Origin of the sequence: Mesorhizobium sp. B2-8-1, assembly GCF_006440955.1 — a bacterium.
GTDB lineage: Bacteria > Pseudomonadota > Alphaproteobacteria > Rhizobiales > Rhizobiaceae > Mesorhizobium.
The window spans coordinates 225,799-242,746 of the sequence record NZ_VFTX01000008.1; the positions used below are offsets into that span (position 1 = coordinate 225,799).

The 16,948-nt window shown below is 64.2% G+C and carries 17 protein-coding genes and 2 pseudogenes; 11 read left to right on the plus strand and 8 right to left on the minus strand.

All coding sequences use genetic code 11. The annotated features are described in order from the left end of the window. Window positions 1–27 precede the first annotated feature (27 nt). Together FJ428_RS21205 and FJ428_RS21210 are read right to left on the minus strand one after the other, a co-directional pair. Window positions 28–726 (minus strand): hypothetical protein, encoded by a 699-nt coding sequence (locus tag FJ428_RS21205; RefSeq protein ID WP_140880061.1) that lies wholly within the window; start codon window positions 724–726, stop codon window positions 28–30. Beyond that, complete coding sequence (locus FJ428_RS21210) at window positions 723–1,331, minus strand: hypothetical protein (protein ID WP_224518983.1); 609 nt, start codon at window positions 1,329–1,331, stop codon at window positions 723–725. Before FJ428_RS21210 ends, FJ428_RS21205 begins: the two co-directional genes overlap by 4 nt. Window positions 1,332–1,574: 243 nt before the next feature. Between FJ428_RS21210 and FJ428_RS30735 the strand changes: the two are divergent. Next, window positions 1,575–1,710, plus strand: a pseudogene (locus tag FJ428_RS30735) (IS630 family transposase); the annotation flags it as partial. A 10-nt stretch (window positions 1,711–1,720) separates the two neighbouring features. On the opposite strand, the gene FJ428_RS21215 reads toward FJ428_RS30735, so the two are convergent. Beyond that, window positions 1,721–2,542: a membrane-anchored protein gene (locus FJ428_RS21215; RefSeq protein ID WP_224518982.1), complete on the minus strand. Its 822-nt coding sequence runs from the start codon at window positions 2,540–2,542 to the stop codon at window positions 1,721–1,723. Between the two features lie 543 nt (window positions 2,543–3,085). Between FJ428_RS21215 and FJ428_RS21220 the strand changes: the two genes are divergently transcribed. The 9 genes and pseudogenes from FJ428_RS21220 to FJ428_RS21255 all read left to right on the plus strand — a co-directional run bounded on the left by FJ428_RS21220 (window position 3,086) and on the right by FJ428_RS21255 (window position 8,278). Further along, on the plus strand, window positions 3,086–3,274 hold the full coding sequence (locus FJ428_RS21220) for a DUF2158 domain-containing protein (RefSeq protein WP_140496939.1): 189 nt from the start codon (window positions 3,086–3,088) through the stop codon (window positions 3,272–3,274). 305 nt (window positions 3,275–3,579) lie between these two features. Further along, window positions 3,580–4,023 carry an EF-hand domain-containing protein gene (locus FJ428_RS21225; RefSeq protein ID WP_140547746.1) on the plus strand — a complete coding sequence of 148 codons (444 nt, stop codon included), beginning with the start codon at window positions 3,580–3,582 and terminating at the stop codon, window positions 4,021–4,023. Between the two features lie 44 nt (window positions 4,024–4,067). Then, entirely contained in the window at window positions 4,068–4,610 is a 543-nt protein-coding gene (locus FJ428_RS21230) for an RNA polymerase sigma factor (protein ID WP_140738423.1), read from the plus strand. Then, window positions 4,603–4,749 carry a hypothetical protein gene (locus tag FJ428_RS30335; protein WP_181165287.1) on the plus strand — a complete coding sequence of 49 codons (147 nt, stop codon included), beginning with the start codon at window positions 4,603–4,605 and terminating at the stop codon, window positions 4,747–4,749. The genes FJ428_RS21230 and FJ428_RS30335 overlap by 8 nt, the downstream gene beginning before the upstream one ends. Next, entirely contained in the window at window positions 4,742–5,191 is a 450-nt protein-coding gene (locus FJ428_RS21235; protein WP_140556767.1) for a hypothetical protein, read from the plus strand. Before FJ428_RS30335 ends, FJ428_RS21235 begins: the two co-directional genes overlap by 8 nt. Next, window positions 5,188–5,637, plus strand: coding sequence for a periplasmic heavy metal sensor (locus tag FJ428_RS21240; RefSeq protein ID WP_140556769.1), 450 nt, complete (start codon window positions 5,188–5,190; stop codon window positions 5,635–5,637). Before FJ428_RS21235 ends, FJ428_RS21240 begins: the two co-directional genes overlap by 4 nt. Before the next feature lie 107 nt (window positions 5,638–5,744). Next, window positions 5,745–6,041: a hypothetical protein gene (locus FJ428_RS21245; protein WP_140556771.1), complete on the plus strand. Its 297-nt coding sequence runs from the start codon at window positions 5,745–5,747 to the stop codon at window positions 6,039–6,041. A gap of 168 nt (window positions 6,042–6,209) precedes the next feature. After that, window positions 6,210–6,443: pseudogene (locus FJ428_RS21250) on the plus strand (hypothetical protein); the annotation flags it as partial. Between the two features lie 95 nt (window positions 6,444–6,538). Further along, on the plus strand, window positions 6,539–8,278 hold the full coding sequence (locus FJ428_RS21255) for a sulfatase-like hydrolase/transferase (RefSeq protein WP_224518981.1): 1,740 nt from the start codon (window positions 6,539–6,541) through the stop codon (window positions 8,276–8,278). 15 nt (window positions 8,279–8,293) lie between these two features. Here FJ428_RS21255 and FJ428_RS21260 read toward each other — a convergent pair whose 3' ends face one another. From FJ428_RS21260 to FJ428_RS21280, 5 genes are all read right to left on the minus strand, one after another. After that, window positions 8,294–9,877: an indolepyruvate oxidoreductase subunit beta family protein gene (locus FJ428_RS21260; RefSeq protein ID WP_140880062.1), complete on the minus strand. Its 1,584-nt coding sequence runs from the start codon at window positions 9,875–9,877 to the stop codon at window positions 8,294–8,296. Continuing rightward, window positions 9,870–12,023, minus strand: a complete 2,154-nt coding sequence (locus FJ428_RS21265; RefSeq protein WP_140880063.1) for an indolepyruvate ferredoxin oxidoreductase subunit alpha — start codon at window positions 12,021–12,023, stop codon at window positions 9,870–9,872. The genes FJ428_RS21260 and FJ428_RS21265 overlap by 8 nt, the downstream gene beginning before the upstream one ends. Before the next feature lie 45 nt (window positions 12,024–12,068). Then, window positions 12,069–12,551 carry a MarR family transcriptional regulator gene (locus FJ428_RS21270; protein WP_140496955.1) on the minus strand — a complete coding sequence of 161 codons (483 nt, stop codon included), beginning with the start codon at window positions 12,549–12,551 and terminating at the stop codon, window positions 12,069–12,071. After that, window positions 12,551–14,122 carry an NAD(P)/FAD-dependent oxidoreductase gene (locus FJ428_RS21275; RefSeq protein ID WP_140880064.1) on the minus strand — a complete coding sequence of 524 codons (1,572 nt, stop codon included), beginning with the start codon at window positions 14,120–14,122 and terminating at the stop codon, window positions 12,551–12,553. Before FJ428_RS21275 ends, FJ428_RS21270 begins: the two co-directional genes overlap by 1 nt. A gap of 290 nt (window positions 14,123–14,412) precedes the next feature. Beyond that, on the minus strand, window positions 14,413–15,204 hold the full coding sequence (locus tag FJ428_RS21280; RefSeq protein WP_140513078.1) for a cyclase family protein: 792 nt from the start codon (window positions 15,202–15,204) through the stop codon (window positions 14,413–14,415). A 118-nt stretch (window positions 15,205–15,322) separates the two neighbouring features. Here FJ428_RS21280 and FJ428_RS21285 point away from each other — a divergent pair, with 118 nt between their 5' ends. Further along, complete coding sequence (locus tag FJ428_RS21285; RefSeq protein ID WP_140880065.1) at window positions 15,323–16,897, plus strand: NAD(P)/FAD-dependent oxidoreductase; 1,575 nt, start codon at window positions 15,323–15,325, stop codon at window positions 16,895–16,897. Window positions 16,898–16,948 lie beyond the last annotated feature (51 nt).

A 16,948-nucleotide genomic window follows, 5' to 3' on the forward strand; every position in this document is an offset into this window, starting at 1 on the left:
CTTCCCCAGCCCCTGCTGACGTCGCCGTCATGGCATCTGTCCCTGCCACAAGGGTAATCCACTTTCGGCCGCGAAGTCTTTATCCTCCGCGTAGATCGGTTCGCCTCTTCTCACCACCCGCCCAAGCAGGGCCGCATCTTCGTTGGCGTGATATCGAAAGGCGTTTCGGGTGTCGTATCCGTGCCCGGCCTGGGACAGGGAAAACCCGCTGACGACGACAGGGGCAAAGCCGGCGAAACGCGCCAGTATGATCGCGAAGGCTCCGGTGGAGATCTTCCGGTGCCAGCCGCGGAACATATGATACTTGCCGCTAAGCTGCCAGACGACGCTGGCAAGCTGCCATTTGGTAAGCGCCTGCAAGGTCTCATAATGATAGTCGAAGGTGCGACAACCGGCTTTCAGCTTGTCCTCGACATCAGGCCAAACCGGGATGATCAGGTGCTTTGCCTGGCGTCCGTTTAACAGATCACGCTTGTAGAAATCCTGTTCGCTGGCGTCGACAAAAATGCCGCGGCGGATAACGGCGATATCAGGAACGGGGAGGCCGACGGTTTCCGCCAAAAGCTGGGAAGCATTGACGGTCACAAGTGCCCAATCGGCATCATATCCCTGCGGGAGGCGAAAATTCGGCGCCGACCCCATCACCAAGGCGGGACCTGTGGCCCTGGGCAGGCGAAGAATTGGTTTTTGGAAGATTGGCAAGAGATCCGAAAGCGGAGTTTTCATCCGGGAATCTGAACCGCCTGTTCCTCAAACGCGCGCAGGATGCTCTCTTCCCGGCTCCACAATTCGTCCCATTGCGTGGTGCCGGACCAACCCGCAAACCAAGGGCCGCCGAGCGTATAATGCGCCAGCGAGACATCGGCGGGATCGAGTTCGGAAGCCGAAGCCCCGACGAGGTAGTTCCACGCCAGGGGCAATTCGCCGATCTCGTGGTCCTCAAGCCATTTGAAGGCGTGGAGGTCACGTCCGGGCCACGTATTGAGCATCTCGTTGGTCAGCCGCTTGTTGGCGGGATGATCCAGATTCCATAAAACGACCGACGACCAGTTCTTGCGGCGATAGAACGTCTGCGTTTGTCCGTCCATCTTGACCGCTTCGGATTCGCGTTGCTGGTGCTTGACCGCCATGATCGCGTAGGAAGGATCGAGCAGATCGAGCAGTTTGACCGGATCCTTCAGAAACAGGACGTCGCAATCGCAGAACATGGCCCAGCCGCTTTGCCCCATGAACGGAACGGCAAAGCGCGATATGGCAAACTCGGTCGCCATCGGCGCCTCGGAAATCGGGCACCAGAGCTTACCGTCACGTACTTCCATCGGTCGCGTCATGATTCCTTGGGCTACAAGGTCCTTGAGCACGAGCGGCTGTATCTGCAACGGGGTGCTTGTCCGCCGATAGGCGCTCCATCGCGCCACGTCTAGAACTCGGGATTCGCGCGGATCATAGCCAATGTAGATTGGTATCATGTGGCAGTTCTGTAATCTGATGTGAATTTAGACGAATCTAGCATGGCAGCACTGCACGCGGAAGACCAGAAGCACATTCGCAATGCCGTGTGTCCGGGTTGCCACGAGCGTTTCATCTCTGAAGGTGTCGATGGTGTTTTTGCGCGACAAGAGCCAAGCAACCGGCATCGCGCCTCTTGACGACGGACCTGTCGAGCGGGTCGTCGCACTCACATTTGAGACAGCTCACCAGCAAGCCACATCGACCGTTGTTATTGGACCTCACATCTCCTGGCCTGGCCCGTCCAGAGTGGCAGACCGAGCGAGTCCGCCACGTGCGGATCGCTCGTATAAAGGGGGAAACCGAGCGCCAACAGCGCCAGCAGGGTGGCACGGTCGGAACCGACGTGCATCCGGTCGATGTTCAGTTTGTTGTACACATGGCCGTGCGAACCTGGGTCAATACCCGTGATGATCACGGCCGGCGCGCCGTTATGCAAGGCGTAAAGGACCGCCGTGATCCCGGTCGAGAACTTCTCCTCCAGATGCATCTCGAAATTGGGCACACCCATCACTGCTTCGTAGAGCGCCATGCGCTGGTGACGGGTCATCGTGCGCAGGTCGCGACAGCGGTAGTTGAAGGCCGCGATGTTGCAGCGCAATTCCTCCATCGTGCGGTGTGCGCGCACAATCCAGAGCAGATCGGTCTCCTGGCCGGTCAAGACGGCGCGCACGGCCACAGCGTTTGGCTTGGTCGCGTCAAGCTGGTTGACGTAAAGAAATGTCGCGTCAGGGGTACCCATCCCCCAGCGGGCCGTGACGGTCTGCGAGCCATTCACGGTAAAGAGTGTGAAAGCATCGCGCTGAAAACCCACCGGCGGGTGTGAGACCGGCGCGGAGCCTACGATGAGGACCGGCTTTGTAAGCGGCACAGGGTGCCGTGGCGCCTGGGGATGCAGCAGGCGATATAACAGTTTCCGCTTAACCACCAGAAGCGGGTGATCGAACAAGCGCTTGCGCAGCGGCTTCTGTGCATCGGGATTCGCTGCGCTATGCTCTGCAATCTCCAGAGCGATCCCCTTGGCCTTCGCCAAACCGGCCTCCTCTCAATGCTTTCCCGGGCATGTACTCCCCCCTGCCAGCCGGCGTTGATCAGCGGCTTGATCGTTGGGGCAGGCAGCAACCATAACGTGACGAATCATTTCCTCCGGCGCTCTGATGGGAACCCTTCGCTTTTCCCCAAGCGCTTCAAGCCTCTCTCACTCAATGTCGCAACTCTACTGTATTCGGCACGAGACTGCATGCGGGTTGCTGTTGTTTGTTGCTTCTGATCACGGTTCGATAGAACTCCGTCCGAAACTCATGGTGCCAGATCGGCAGCATCGCCGAAGCGATAGCCGCGCTCAATACTCAGCAGAGGATCAATCTCCACCAGCCGAACAGGAATTTCAACATCCAATTTCGACAGCAAACGGCAAGACACATTGCTGCAACTGCGACCGAATCTACAACTGGGACCGAGACCCGACCTCAAAACGCCGCCTGGCACTGTGGATCGCGATGCTGGCCGAATGCATCCGCCATTGTCGAGACCGAGGTTTGATGTGAAACTCCCGGCGTCAGCATGGGAGGTCAAAATGCCCAACAGTTTCAAGACCGGAGACGTCGTCAAGCTGAAGTCCGGAGGCCCGAAGATGACGATAAGCGACGGTGCCGCCTCCGGCACATATATGTGCCATTGGTTCAACCGCGAGGGCGATGTATGGACCCCGCAGCATGCCGGCTTCAAGCCGGACCAGCTGGTGGTGGCGGACCAATCGACATAGAACGGTTCACCGTTTCGCGGAAGCGGCGAAACGCTCTATCTCTTTGTTTTTACGCAATTCCATAGGGAAAGCGCTACGCGCTTTTCCCGGGAAAACCGTACACACTTTTCTTGGAATTGCTCTAGTTCCTGCCCTTCGGCTGAAGGGTTCGAACATGGCGCAAGCAGCGCCCGATCGGGCGCGTTGTTGCGGCATGCGCCTGCCGGCACAAAAGTCACCGACGGATTTCTACCGCCGCTGCGTTTAACGGAAGAAGCGTCGCCACGGCACAATGCCATGGCAGCGCGCCAACCGGAGACGCCAGCATGATACGCCGTTCGATCCTTGCCGCTGCCTTGAGCCTGCTGACCGCCACGGCGTTCGCCCAGACGGCGACACAGCCTCCGGCCGCGACGTCCCCTTCTGCACCGCCCCCCGCTGCCGCGCCAGCCACGTCAAAGACCAGGCCCGAAATCACGCTGGCCAAGTTCCAGAAGCGGCGTGAGAAGGCGATCATGGCCGCCGACACGGATGGCGACGGCAAGATCAGCCTGCTGGAATGGGAGGTCCTCCAGGCAAAGCGCGGCACCAAGGGCGACCCGACACAGTCCTTTGCGCGCGCGGACTCGAACCATGACGGCTTCATCGACCGCGCCGAGCTCGATGCGTTCTTCGCCCAGCGCTTCGCCAGGCTGGACAAGAATGGCGACGGCGTTCTGAGCGTCGACGAAATGCCGGGCCATAAAACCGCTCCCAAGGCGGAGCAATGAACGGGGGTAATGGCACGCGATGACCATCAGGGGTGCGCCAGCCGATGAGCGCGGATCCGGACGAGGATCTGGTTCGTCGTATCGGCGCCGGCGATCCGGCGGCCGTGCAAACGCTGGTCGCGCGCAAACTGCCGCGTATCCTGGCGCTTGCCGTGCGCATGCTGGGCGACGCGGCGGAAGCCGAGGATGTCGCGCAGGAGACCTTCGTCCGACTCTGGCGCCATGCCTCGGGCTGGCGGCGCGGCAATGCCCGCTTCGACACCTGGATCCACCGGGTGACGCTGAACCTCTGCTACGACCGGCTGCGCCGCCGCCGCGAATGGGTGACAGACGATCTGCCGGAGGTGGTAGACCCGGCGCCGCTTCCGGATACCCAGCCGCGGGAAGACACGTGGCGCGTCGAACAGGCCTTGCGAGCCATCGCGCCGCGGCAGCGCGAAGCCATCATCCTGGTCTACTATCAGGACATGTCGAACATCGAGGCGGCCACGACCCTGGAGATCAGCGTCGATGCCCTGGAGAGCCTGCTTTCGCGCGGGCGCAGGGCGCTGCAGGCGATCCTGGCCAGGGACGATGTCCATGAATGAAAACCGCGCCGCCATGAAGGCGCAGCGTTCGCGCCTTGCCGACACCGCCTGGCGGCCGGCTCCGATGATCGCCGCGCCGTGCGGGCACGCGATGCCAGCGGGCAAGGGGCCAACAGGCAAGGGAAAGACCGATGTCTGACCGATCCAGGGACGCACCGACGATGGATGCCGAACGCTTTGCCGCGCTGGCGGCAGCCTATGGCGGCGACTTGCGGCGATGGCCACAGGCCGAACGCGCGGCCGGCAGCATCCTTGCCGCAAGCGACGCGGGCGCGGCCATTCTGAGGGATGCCGGCAAGCTCGACGCCCTGCTCGACAGCTATCGCGTCGAGGCGCCCGGCAAGGCGCTGCACGGCGGCATAGTGAGGGCTGCCGACCGGCATCTTGCCCAACGCTCGCGCCAGCGCTTGTGGTGGCTGGGACTGGGACTTGCCGGCATCGGCCTGGCCGGCGCGGTTGCCGGATCGGCTTTGGTGATCGTCGCCACGCCTGAGGTTCAGCCCGATCAGTATGTGCTGGACGCCAATGCGACGGCGTTCGGCGATGCCGGTCCCGACGACACCATCGAGGAAAACCTATGAGCACGGGCCGCAAGCTCCTCATCGCGTCCGTGGCGCTGAACGTCTTCCTGGCCGGCGCCCTTGCCGGCGGGGCCGTCTGGCTGAGAAGTGGCAAGGCGGGCCAGGGCTATTCGCTGGAAGCGGCCGGAGGCCGGCTTCCGGACCAGGAACGCAGGATATTCCGCAAGGCGTTGCGTGAGGTCCGGCGCGAATCCCGCCAGGTCATCCTCGACGGCCAGCAGGCCAGGCGCGAGGCCGCCGACCTGCTGCGGCAGCCCACCCTCGACACGGCAGCGCTGACGGCCGCGCTCGAGCGGGCCCGCAACGCCGACGTCACCATGCGCATGCGGCTGGAGCAGCGCATCGTCGAGTTTGCCGCGGCAAGTTCGGCCGAGGATCGCGCCGTGCTGGCTGAGGCGCTGACAAGACGCGCCGCGTTGCCGCCGGCGCCAAAAAAATCGCCATAAGCACCGACGGAATGCGCCGAAGCCGCCGTTTAAGGCAAGAAGGGCACACCTGCCGGACCGCCTGGTGCGAACAGGTTTTCAACTTCGAGACCATTTGGAGTATCGTCATGAACCGTCTGACACAATACGCGGCCGCCGCCGCGCTTGCCTTGACCGGAACGGCCGCGACCGTTGCGGCGGCATCCGCCACGCCGATGCTGGCCCAGCCAAGCGCCCCGGCGCTGATCGAGCATGTGGCATGGGGTTGCGGCCCCGGCTGGCATCCCAACCACTGGGGGCGCTGCGTGCCCAATCGGGGGGTTGTGTATCAGCGTTATTACCGGCCCGGCCCGGTCTTCCACGTCTGGCACCCCCATCCTGTCTGGCACCCACATCGGGTCTGGCACCGCTGGCGTCACTGGTAAGCGTGCGCGGGGGCCAGCCGCTTCACCGGCCTGGCCCCTCGACCGCAGCAACCGATCCGACCTGAGCGCATCGCGCCGAAAACGGGTTCATGCGCCGCGCTGGGCCTGAACAAGGAGCTGACGTGGCTATCCCGGCCAAAGGCTCCATGCCGCCGGATGCCGCCCTGGTCGGTGGTGCTGCTCGCCGGCGGCGCGATCAAGGGCGGCCGCGTCATAGCCGACTGGCCGGGCCTGAAGCCGGCCCAGCTCTACGAGCAGCGCGACCTGGCGCCGACCAGCGATGTCAGGGCGGTGCTGAAAGGCCTGCTCGCCGACCAGTTCGGGCTTTCGGCGGCGGTGCTCGGCGACAAGGTGTTCCCGGAGTCCGCGACGGTGAAGCCGATGCGCGATCTGGTCGTCTGAATTCCGGTTGCAGATGGCGATTAAGGTTAAATTTACTATGGAATTGTTCGAAAGCTGCAAATGACACAAAGCTCCCCCAAAAGAAACGCAAAGACATGTTCGTGGGGAAAGCCATATCTCGACCTCAAGGGCCTTTGCGGGCCTTCTGCCATCCGCTGGCGTTGGTGCTGATCAGCCTTGCGGGCGTTTTTGGTGCCGGCCGAGCCGAGCATGAATGGCTGTCGGTGCCGTTCTCGCTGACATTGGTGGCGGCGCTCGCGGGAGCGGTGTTCCTGACATCGGGGCGTCTCGCCTTTTCCGTCTATCTCGCCTGGATGGCCGTTGCCCTGGTGACGCTGATCTCGGCGGTCAAATTCCGGATGAAGGGGTTCTCGCTGCACTTCTACGACACGATCTTCGTGTCCACGGATCCGGGAGTGTATCGCTTCCTGCTCGGCTCCTATCTCCACCTCATCCTGCCTGTCGCCGCGGCGTTGGTGCTTGGCATCGCCGCAGCGATCCTGATCTTTCGCGCCGACCGGAAGCTCGGCTGGCCCGCATCGGCGCGCGCCCTGCTTCTGGCCGTCCTCGTCACGCTGGTGCCGCTGACCTTTCCGGCCGAGGCTTCGAAGGACCGGTACTTCTACTATATGCAGGGCCGGCACATGTCGGCCTTCTTCATCTCACTGATGGATCTGCGTAACCTGGTCGTCGAGCCGGCGTTCGAGCAGCGGCTGCAGGCCGTCGCGCCACAGCCACCCTTCGCCGACACGGTCGACTGCGGCGACCGGGCAGCGCTTCCCGATATTTTCTTCGTGTTGAGCGAAAGCCAGTCCGATCCAAGCTATTTTCCGCAGATCGCCGGTGGCCCGGGATTCCTGCAGCGATTTGCACCTGCCGCTGGCGAGCCCCGCCCGATGCAGGTCGAGACGTTCGGCGGCGGCACCTGGATCAGCAATTTGTCCTTGATGACCGGGGTTTCGGCCAGCGATTTCGGCTGGCGAAGTCCCTATCTGACGATCACGCTACAGGACAAGGTCGCCGGCGCGTTGCCGGAGTTGCTGGCGCGCTGCGGCTATCGAACGGCCGTCATGACGCCTATGGACTTTACCTTCGTCAACGAGGGGCCTTTCTTGAAGTCGATCGGGTTCGAGAACGTCCTCGACATCAAGGATATCGCCGCGCCCTTCTACCATCTGCGCGACCGTTTCTATTACCACGCGGCGGAGGCATTCATCGCCAGGCACCGCCGGGAAGACGGCCGGCCACTGTTCCTCGAAATCCAGACCATGTTTCCGCACTCGCCCTATGAGGGGCGGATGGAGCCGGGATTGAAGATGGAAGGCGAGCCTTTCGCGAACGATTTCCAGGCCGGCGAATATCTGCGCCGCATGGCGATCGCGCGCGGCGACCTTCAGGATTTTCTCAAGCAGCGGGAAGCGGAGGCCGGCAGGCGCGGCGCCGTGGTGCTCGAATTCGGCGACCACCAGTCCTCGGCGACCAAACCGTTTGTCGATGCGACCGCAGGCAGTGACGCGCTGGCCAAGCTTGACTCGCTCGCCTATCGCACCTTCTACACCCTCACGACCTTCCATCATCCACTGCGTCACCCGATGCCCGATATGGCGTCGCTCGATCTTGCCTTTCTCAGCGCAAGCCTGCTCGATGCCGCCGGCCTGCCGATGTCACCCGTCATGTCTGATCTGGTGCGGTTGCGTGACCATTGCGGCGGCACGTTCCATGGCTGTGCTGACCGGGCCGAGGTGGATGCACATCTGCGCCGCCGCGCCGATTCAGGACTGCTGCATCTTTTCCCGCAAGCTGCGCCGCTTCATTCACAAGTCGAAACACGGTGACGGCGCGACGCGGCCTCAGTGTGTCGGCCCGGCCCCCAGCGTCGCCACCGTCTTGAGGGCGCCGTCGAGCATGTCGCCCTTCTCGTCCTTCAGCGCCGCCTCGCGCAACCGCCTGATCCAGTCAGCGGCGTCGGCGCGCCCCTTGAGCAGGTCGAGCGCCGACAGCACGCGGTCGAACTTCGACTGGGCACGGACATGGGTGTCGCTGTAGCCCTTGATCAGCCGGCGGCAGTTCAGGATCTCGACGGCCAACGCATAGTCCTCACGCGCATGGCCCAGCGCCAGCGCGTACCAGCTCTCCAGATGCGCGGCTTCTACCTTGTGGCGCAGCAGGCGGCGGCGCCAGCGGCGCAGGCCGCCGATGAACCACAGAGCGGTGAAACCGGCAAAACTATCGGTACGGATGCGCCGGCCGCGATTGATGCGACGGTCAAGGAAGGCGGCGAGCTTCGGCCGGTTCTCGATGTAGCTGCCCAGCCCCGCCGGCAGCGTGCCGCAGAACTCCTCGATGCGCGGATGGAAATACTCGGTCACCTGCAGGACCGAGCCATCCCTGACGCCGACCTCCTTGCGCACGCGCCTGTCGCGGGTCGAGCGCGTCTTCAGGTCGGCGACGCGGATCATGTCGTCGTAGCATAGGGCGTTCGCCAAATGCTTGGCGGCGGCGATCGAGAGGGCATAGGCTCGATCAGGCCCGTCCAGCACGACGGCTTTGTCCAGGCGGTCGAGATATTCGCGTCCGTAGGCAATGTCCTGATAGTCCACGACCTTTCGCAGACCGCGCAGCGCCATGTCGCGCACCGCCACGGGCATCACGTCGATGCGGGCGGCCAGGGCCTGCCAGCCTCGCAGGAGGTCTTGCGGGCCACTCACCTGTCCAGCGGCCAGGGCGGAGCCGACGACAGCCGCTTCCGCCGGCTTTGGCGCAGCCGATGATGCCGTGCCGCGCGCGCGATCATAGGCGGCGCCGAAGGCGGCGAGGCTGGCCTTGACGCCGCGGCCACCGGCGCCGATCGCCTCTTCATAGCTTTCGCGTACGAACGGCAGGGCGTCGGAGCCCGCCAGCGCGCCAAGCAGGCTGGCCGAGATCATGGAGCCGCTGTCGGCCGCGATCTTTTCCATATCGAAAGCGATGAAGCGCTTCGATGCGGCTTCTGCCGTCGCGTACACCTTCGACGACGACGCCCTGCCGTCGCCGGGCTCGATCTTTTCCGACACGGCGGCGATGCGGTGCGAAGAGGTGATCAACGTCGTGCGGTCGGGGGTGACGAAGCCGCGGATAATCGCGCGGCCGGCTTCCATCAGCTCGGCGGCGATCAAAATGTCGACGTCGCCTTGTGAGGGCGACAGCGCGAAGACCGGCAGGCGGCCGGTGTCGCGGGCCGCCTCGACATAGTAGATGGTGGCGCCGGTGCGCTGGGCGACGCCGGCCACCGAGGTCGATTGCGCCACGTACCCGTTGCGCTCGGCGACGTCGGTGATCCAATCGGCAAGCACGCCGCCGCCCTGGCCGCCGACGGCAAGCACCGCAAGCTTGATAACGCGTTCGTCGTCGGCGGCGCCTGTCTTCGGGCGCGGTGAGGCGTTGTGATCAAGCATCGGCGAACACCAGACGGCGGCCTTCGCGGCGACGCTGCAAAAGACCGATGACGGCGCGCCGGGCGCTCTCGAGGAAGCGGTCCCAGCGGCTCGGGTTGTGCACGACATCGGCGCGATAGAAGGACGGGCACAGCACCGCCGCATCGGCGACCTCGCCGCAATTGCCGCAGCCGACGCAGTTCTGGTCGATGCTCGCGACGGGATCGTCGCGCAGCGGATCGTCGAGCGACTTCACCGACAGCGACGGACAGCCGGACAGCCGCATGCAGGCATGGTCGCCGGTGCAGATGTCCTCGTCGACGCCGAACTTCGGCTTGACGACGCGCGTTCCACCCTTGATCGCATTGTCGACCAGGGGCTTTTCGCGGCGCTGGCGGTTGAGCATGCATTCCGACGAGGCGACGATGACCTTCGGGCCTTTCTCGTCCGTGGTCAGCGCCTCGCGCAGAGTGTCCTGCATCTTGCCGACATCGTAGGTGCGGTCGACATGGCGCAGCCACTTGACGCCCATGCCTTTCACCGCCTCTGTGATGGGATGCTTGGTCGACTTGGTCTTGTTGCCGGCGCGGGACGACAGGATGTCCTGCCCTCCCGTCGCGGCCGAGTAGAAATTGTCGACGATGACGATGACGCCGTCGTTCTTGTTGAACACCGCATTGCCGATCGAGGAGGTCAGGCCATTGTGCCAGAAGCCGCCATCGCCGACGAAGGAGATCGAGCGGCGCTTGGCGTCGGGCGAATTGAAGGCCGAGGCCGAGGCCGGGCCGAGCCCGTAGCCCATTGTGGTGGCGCCGAGTTCGAAGGGCGGCATGATCGAGAACAGGTGGCAGCCGATGTCGGACGCGATGTGGTGCTTGCCGAGTTCCTGTTCGACCAGTTTTGTCGCGGCAAAGATCGGCCGCTCCGGGCAGCCGATGCAGAAACCGGGCGGTCGACCTGGAACGACATTGATCAGGTCCGCCGTGTCGACGCCGTCGCCGACCTTGTTGGGAGCCCGCACTTCGCCGGGCAGAAGATGCGGCGCCTCGGTGCGCAGGAAGGCGCCGATGCCGTCGAGCATGACCTGGCCGGTATATTCGCCGGCCATCGGCAGGTGCTCCTTGCCGACCAGGCGGGTGCCACGCCCGGCCTTGTGCAGCATGGCGGCAAAGGCCTGTTCAATGTAGTTGGGCTGGCCTTCCTCGACGACCAGCACCGCCTGCTTGCCTTCGCAGAAGGACAGAAACTCGTTGTCGATCAACGGATACACGGCATTGAGCACGTAGAGCGGCACGTCGGTCTCGCCATAGGTGTCGGCAAGGCCGAGCCGCTGCAAAGCGCGGATGACGGAATTGTACATGCCGCCCTGCATGACGATGCCGACGGAGCCGTGATCGGAACCGAAGATCTCGTTGATCTTGCGGCTCTTGATGAAATCCACCGCCGCCGGCCAGCGCTTCGCGACCTTCTCCTTCTCGTGCAGGAAGGAAGCGGGCGGCAGCACGATGCGGCCGGTGTCGCGGCGGGGCGCCTCCAGCGCATCGGCCACCGTCATCGGCGGCCGCTTGTTGTCTTTGGCGGTGAAATGACCGTGGACATGGCAGCAGCGGATGCGCACCTGCAGCATGACAGGCGTGTTGGAGGCCTCGGACAACTCGAAGCCGTCTTCCACGGCCTTGACGATCGAGGGCAGGTTCGGGCGCGGGTCGAGCAGCCAGACCTGGCTCTTCATGGCGAAGGCATGGCTGCGCTCCTGCATGATCGAGGAGCCCTCGCCATAGTCCTCGCCGACGATGATCAGCGCGCCGCCGGTGACGCCGCCAGATGCCAGATTAGCGAGCGCGTCGGAGGCGACATTGGTGCCGACCGTCGACTTGAAGGTTGCCGCGCCGCGGATCGGATAATGCACCGAGGCCGCCAGCATGGCGGTGGCGGTGGCTTCCGAGGCGCTCGCCTCGAAATGCACGCCGAGTTCGCCCAGAATGTCCTGCGCGTCGGCCAGCACATCCATCAGATGACTGATCGGCGCACCCTGGTAGCCGCCGATATAGCCGACGCCGCATTGCAGCAGCGCCTTGGTGATGGCGAGGATGCCTTCGCCGGCAAATTCCTCGCCGGCGCCGAGCCTCAGCTTTTCGACTTCCTTGGCAAAAGACCGTTCGGCCATTTTTGGCCTCCTTCCGTTGCCGCCCGGCTTCGGCGGCGCGTAGCTCTAGATGTCGTGCTTGCGAATGTTCTTCAGCATCTTCTGCAATGTCGCGATCAGCGCGGCGTATTCGGCGTCGTCGACATCGTCGAACATGGCCTCGAAAGCGTCATGCATGGCCGGCCAGGCACGGGTGAACTCGGTGCGGCCCTCGTCGGTCAGGAACACATGGCGGATGCGACTGTCGCTAACCCCCTGCTCGCGCCGCACAAGCCCCTGCCCCTCAAGGGTGTCGAGCGTGCGGCTCAAGGTCGACTGCTCGATCACCGTATAGACCGAGAGGTCGTTGACGGTGACGCCGTCAGTGACCGACAGCACCGCGAGCGCCCGCACCTGCGAAATGGTCAGGCCCTGCTTGCGGAAATCGTCCCGCAAGGTGGCGTTGTAGCGGCCCATGATGCGGTTCATCAGATAGGGCGCGAATTGCTGCAGGCCGATCTGACCCAAGGTCGATATGCGCTGGCGCTTTTCCGCGATTTTCTGCTCCATCATAGTCTCCCCGCCAGGAGAAAGCCGGAGCCGCCGCCGAGGCCCGCGCCCGGATGGGTCGAGGCGCCGATATGGTAGAGGTTCTTGATGCCGGTCTGGTGATTGCGGCTGGTCCTGAACGGCCGCCACAGGAAGGACTGGTCGACGGTCGAGGACCCGCCATAGGGGTCGCCGCCGACCAGATTGATGTTCATCGCTTCGAGATCGGCAGGCGAATAGGCGCGGCGCGCGATGACGCTGTCCTTGAAGCCATCGATATGACTGGCAAGGATCGCTTCGGCGCGATCGGCATAGGCCTCGCGCAGCGCGTCGGTCCATTGCCCGTCCGCCGGCGCCTGCAGCTTGCCGGCGGCATCACCCTTGATGTGACGGGGCGCCTCGGGCAGTTGCAGCCACAGGATCGCCTTGCCTTGCGGGCAACGCGAGGGATCGAGCGCGTGCGGCTGGCCGACGCAGATGGTCGGCACTTCGGGCAGCATGCCCCGCACCGCCTCGTTGCAGGCCTTCGATACCCCGTCCAACCCAGGCGTCAGATGCAGCAGCGCCACCTTGTCCAACCCCTGGCCTCGCCATGAAGGCGGCTTGTCGAGGGCATAGTGGATCTGGAAATTGCCTTTGCCGTAGCGGTATTTTTGCGTCGCCTCGATGTCATTCCTGGGGCTGTCTCTGCCGAGCAGCCGACCGTAAAGCTGCGTCGGCGTGACCGAGCAGATGACGCTCTTCTTCGCATTGACGGTCTCGCCCGAGGCCAATCGCACTCCGGTGGCGCGACCTTCGGTCAGGATGATCGAGGCAACGTCGGCCTCGGTGGAGATGACCCCGCCGCGCTCTTTGACAAGCGCCTCGAACGCCGACAGCAGGTTCTTCGCCCCGCCCTTGACGATCGGCGCGCCCGCAGCCTCCAGCGCGAACGCGATGACCTTGGCGATCTGGCCGGAGAAAGCATCTTCCGGCCCAAGTCCGGCATGCAGCACCCACGGTGCCCATAGCGCGCGTATGGTTTCGGACCGATAGGTGCTTTCCAGCCATCCGCGCGCCGGCACCAGCGCATCGCCGAGAAAGGCGGCCAGCCCGCGCGGGCTCCGCCGCCAGGCATCACCGGCGAGCAGCTTCATTGTCGGATAAGACCAAAGGCTGCCGCCGAGCAGGCCGAACAGCAGCCCGGCATTGCGCTCGATGCCGCCGACATCCTCGGCGTGCCGGTCGCCGTCGCCTGCGGCGATCGCATTGAAGGCGGCGATGTTGGCGGCGCGGTCGGTGCTGAGCACGGCATGGCTGCCGTCGGGCCGCAGCACCCCCGTCGGGGTGGCCGCGTGACAGAACTCCAGGCCATGCCGGGCCAAGTCCTTGCCCAGCGCCGCGTAAGCCGGTGAGGTAATGAACAGCACGAAGGTCGTCGCCATCACATCATGGATGAAACCGGGCGCGGTGATTTCCTCGGTGCGCATGCAGCCGCCAATGCGGTCGTTGCGCTCCAGCACGAGTACCTTTGCGCCCTTGCCGCCCAGCATCGCCGCGCAGACCAGCGCGTTGATGCCGCTGCCGACGATGATGTGGTCGGGGGCGTTCATTGGCGGTTCCCCGTGGGCAGCGGATAGGCTTGGGAGGTCAGTCCTCTACGGCGCTCCCCTCTGTCCTGCCGGACATCTCCCCCTTTTGGGGGGAGATTGGCTGTCATCACCGCTTTCGCCAATCTCCAACGTTGCAGGAATGAGAGGGGCGCCGAAGCTGCCAATCTCCCCCCTTGAGGGGGAGATGTCCGGCAGGACAGAGGGGGGCGCCGTAGGGCGCGAGTGCCGCCAACCTGCCTCCCTATCGCATCGCCCGCGCGCATGATCTTCTCCCGAAGATCCACTTCGCCCTATTTGCCCGGCACCAGCGCCAGGGCGCGGATCGGGCTGCCGGTGCCGTGCTCGATCTTGAGCGGCGCGGCGATCAGGATGGCGCCCTTCGGCGGCAACTGGTCGAGGTTGCACAGGCTGGCCAGACCATAGCGGTTGGCCTTGTGCATCAGCGTGTGGGCCGGGAATGGCGGCTCCATGCCGCCGGCCTTGCCGGCATCGGTGCCGATCGTCTCCGAGCCCCAGCCCTTGATGTCCTTGCTGATCAGGAACTGGATTGCTTCCGCCGTCGGGCCGGGCGTGTGTGGGCCGGTCTCGTTGGCGTTGAGGAATTCGGCTTCCGAGCCGTTGCGCTTGTACCAGTCGGTGCGCATCACCACCCATTCGCCGGCGTTGATGGCGCCATGCTTGGCTTCCCACGCCCTGATGTGATCGACGGTGAGCAGGAAATCATGGTCTGCGGCGGCTTCCTTGGAGCAGTCGATGACATTGACCGGACCAATAAAGTTCTGCGCCGGAATGGTGTCGGTGGCGCCATCCGGATAATCCTTGCCGCTGATCCAGTGCTGCGGCGCGTCGAAATGCGTGCCCGAGTGTTCGCCGAGCTTCAGCCAGTTCCAGGCCCACCAGGGACCATTCTTGTCGTAACGGGAGATGTTATGGATCTCGACCTTCGGCGTGTCGACGGCAAGTTCCGGCGGCAGCTTGATCAGCGGCGTGTCAGGACCGAGCGGCGCCGACAGGTCGACCACCTTGATGGCGCCTGAAAGAAGCTGGCCGGCGACTTCGCCGAGGAGTTGTTGCGTGTCCATGGTCTCTGTTCCCTCTTGTCTGATGTGCTGAAGGCTCGTCTCGGCCCTTAATATCCTACTAGACGAAAACATATGCATCTGCAATTATCTTTAAGCATAAAGGAAATGGGTGCGGGGCGTGAGCGAGTTCGACGCCATCTTTGTCGGGGCGGGCCACAACAGTCTGGCTTGCGCCACGCATCTGGCACTCAAAGGCTGGAGAACCGGGGTTTTTGAGCGCAGTGCAACGATCGGCGGCGCCGTCCAGACCCGCGAGTTCACGCTGCCGGGTTTCCGACACGATTTCGGCGCGATGAATCTGAGCCTGTTCGCCGGCTCGGCCTTCCACCAGAAATATGCAAATGAATTGAAAGCCCACGGGCTGGAATTCGCGCCGGTTTCCGACTGTTTCGCCAGCGCCTTCCCGGACGGACGCTGGTTCGGCGTCAGCAACGATCTGGAAAAGACGGCCGCGCGCATGGCTGCCTTCTCCGCCGCCGATGCCGCCACGTGGCGCAAGCTGGTCGCCGCCTTCCCGGCGGAAGCAGAGCATCTGTTTCGCCTCTTGGGATCACCGATGAGCGCCCGCGCCCTTGCCGGCACGGCGTGGAACCTTTGGCGCAAGAAGGGCCTCGCCGGCGCGCTCGACACCGGGCGCCTGCTGCTTTCCTCGCCCCGCGCGTGGCTGGAGGAGACTTTCGAGTCGCCCCATGTGCGGGCGACGCTCGCCACCTGGGGCATGCATCTCGACTTTGCGCCCGACATCGCAGGCGGTGCCGTGTTCCCTTATCTGGAATCCATGGCCAACCAGAGTTTCGGCATGGTGCTGGGCAAGGGCGGCGCCCACACCATCATTCGTGCCTTATCGGGGATGGTCACGGGCGCCGGCGGCAAGATCTTCACCAACGCCGAGGTGGCCGAAATCACGGTTTCGGCCGGCAAGGCGACGGGTGTGCGGCTCAAGTCCGGTGAGACACACACGGCCACCAGGGCGGTCATTGCCGGCGTTGCACCCAAGGCGTTGGCCGGCACGCTTTTGCCCAACGGTTCCGGCGACGCCGGCTTCGACACGGCGATGCAAAAATTCCGCCACGCGCCGGGCACCATGATGATCCATCTGGCGCTGGACGATCTGCCGGACTGGCGCGCCGGCGCCGAGTTGCGGCAGTTCGCCTATGTGCATCTGTCACCGTCGCTCGACGCCATGTCGCGCACCTATCAGCAGGCGATGGCGGGCGTGCTGCCGGACGAGCCGGTGCTGGTCCTCGGCCAACCAACCGCGGTCGATCCGTCGCGCGCGCCTCAAGGCAAGCATGTGCTGTGGGTGCAGGTGCGCATGCTGCCGGCAGAAATCCTTGGCGACGCCGCCGGCAAGATCACGCCCGCGCATTGGGATCAGGTCAAGGATCGCTATGCCGAGCGCGTGCTCGACATCGTCGAAACCTACGCGCCCGGCCTGCGAGCCAAGATCCTTGGCCAGGCCGTGTTCTCGCCCATCGACCTCGAGCGCGAGAACCCGAACCTCGTCGGCGGCGACCAGGTTTGTGGTAGCCACCACCTGGCACAGAATTTCCTGTTTCGCCCGGCACGCGGCTACGCCGGTTGGAACACGCCTGTGGCCAATCTGCATCTCACCGGTGCCGCCACATGGCCGGGCGCCGGCACGGGTGCCGCCTCGGGCTTCATGCTGGCGCAACAGCTTGGCGGGAGGTAGCAGCCGAAACGCATTGGGGTGGAGCAAGGCAAGGTACGGTTGCCCAGGGAA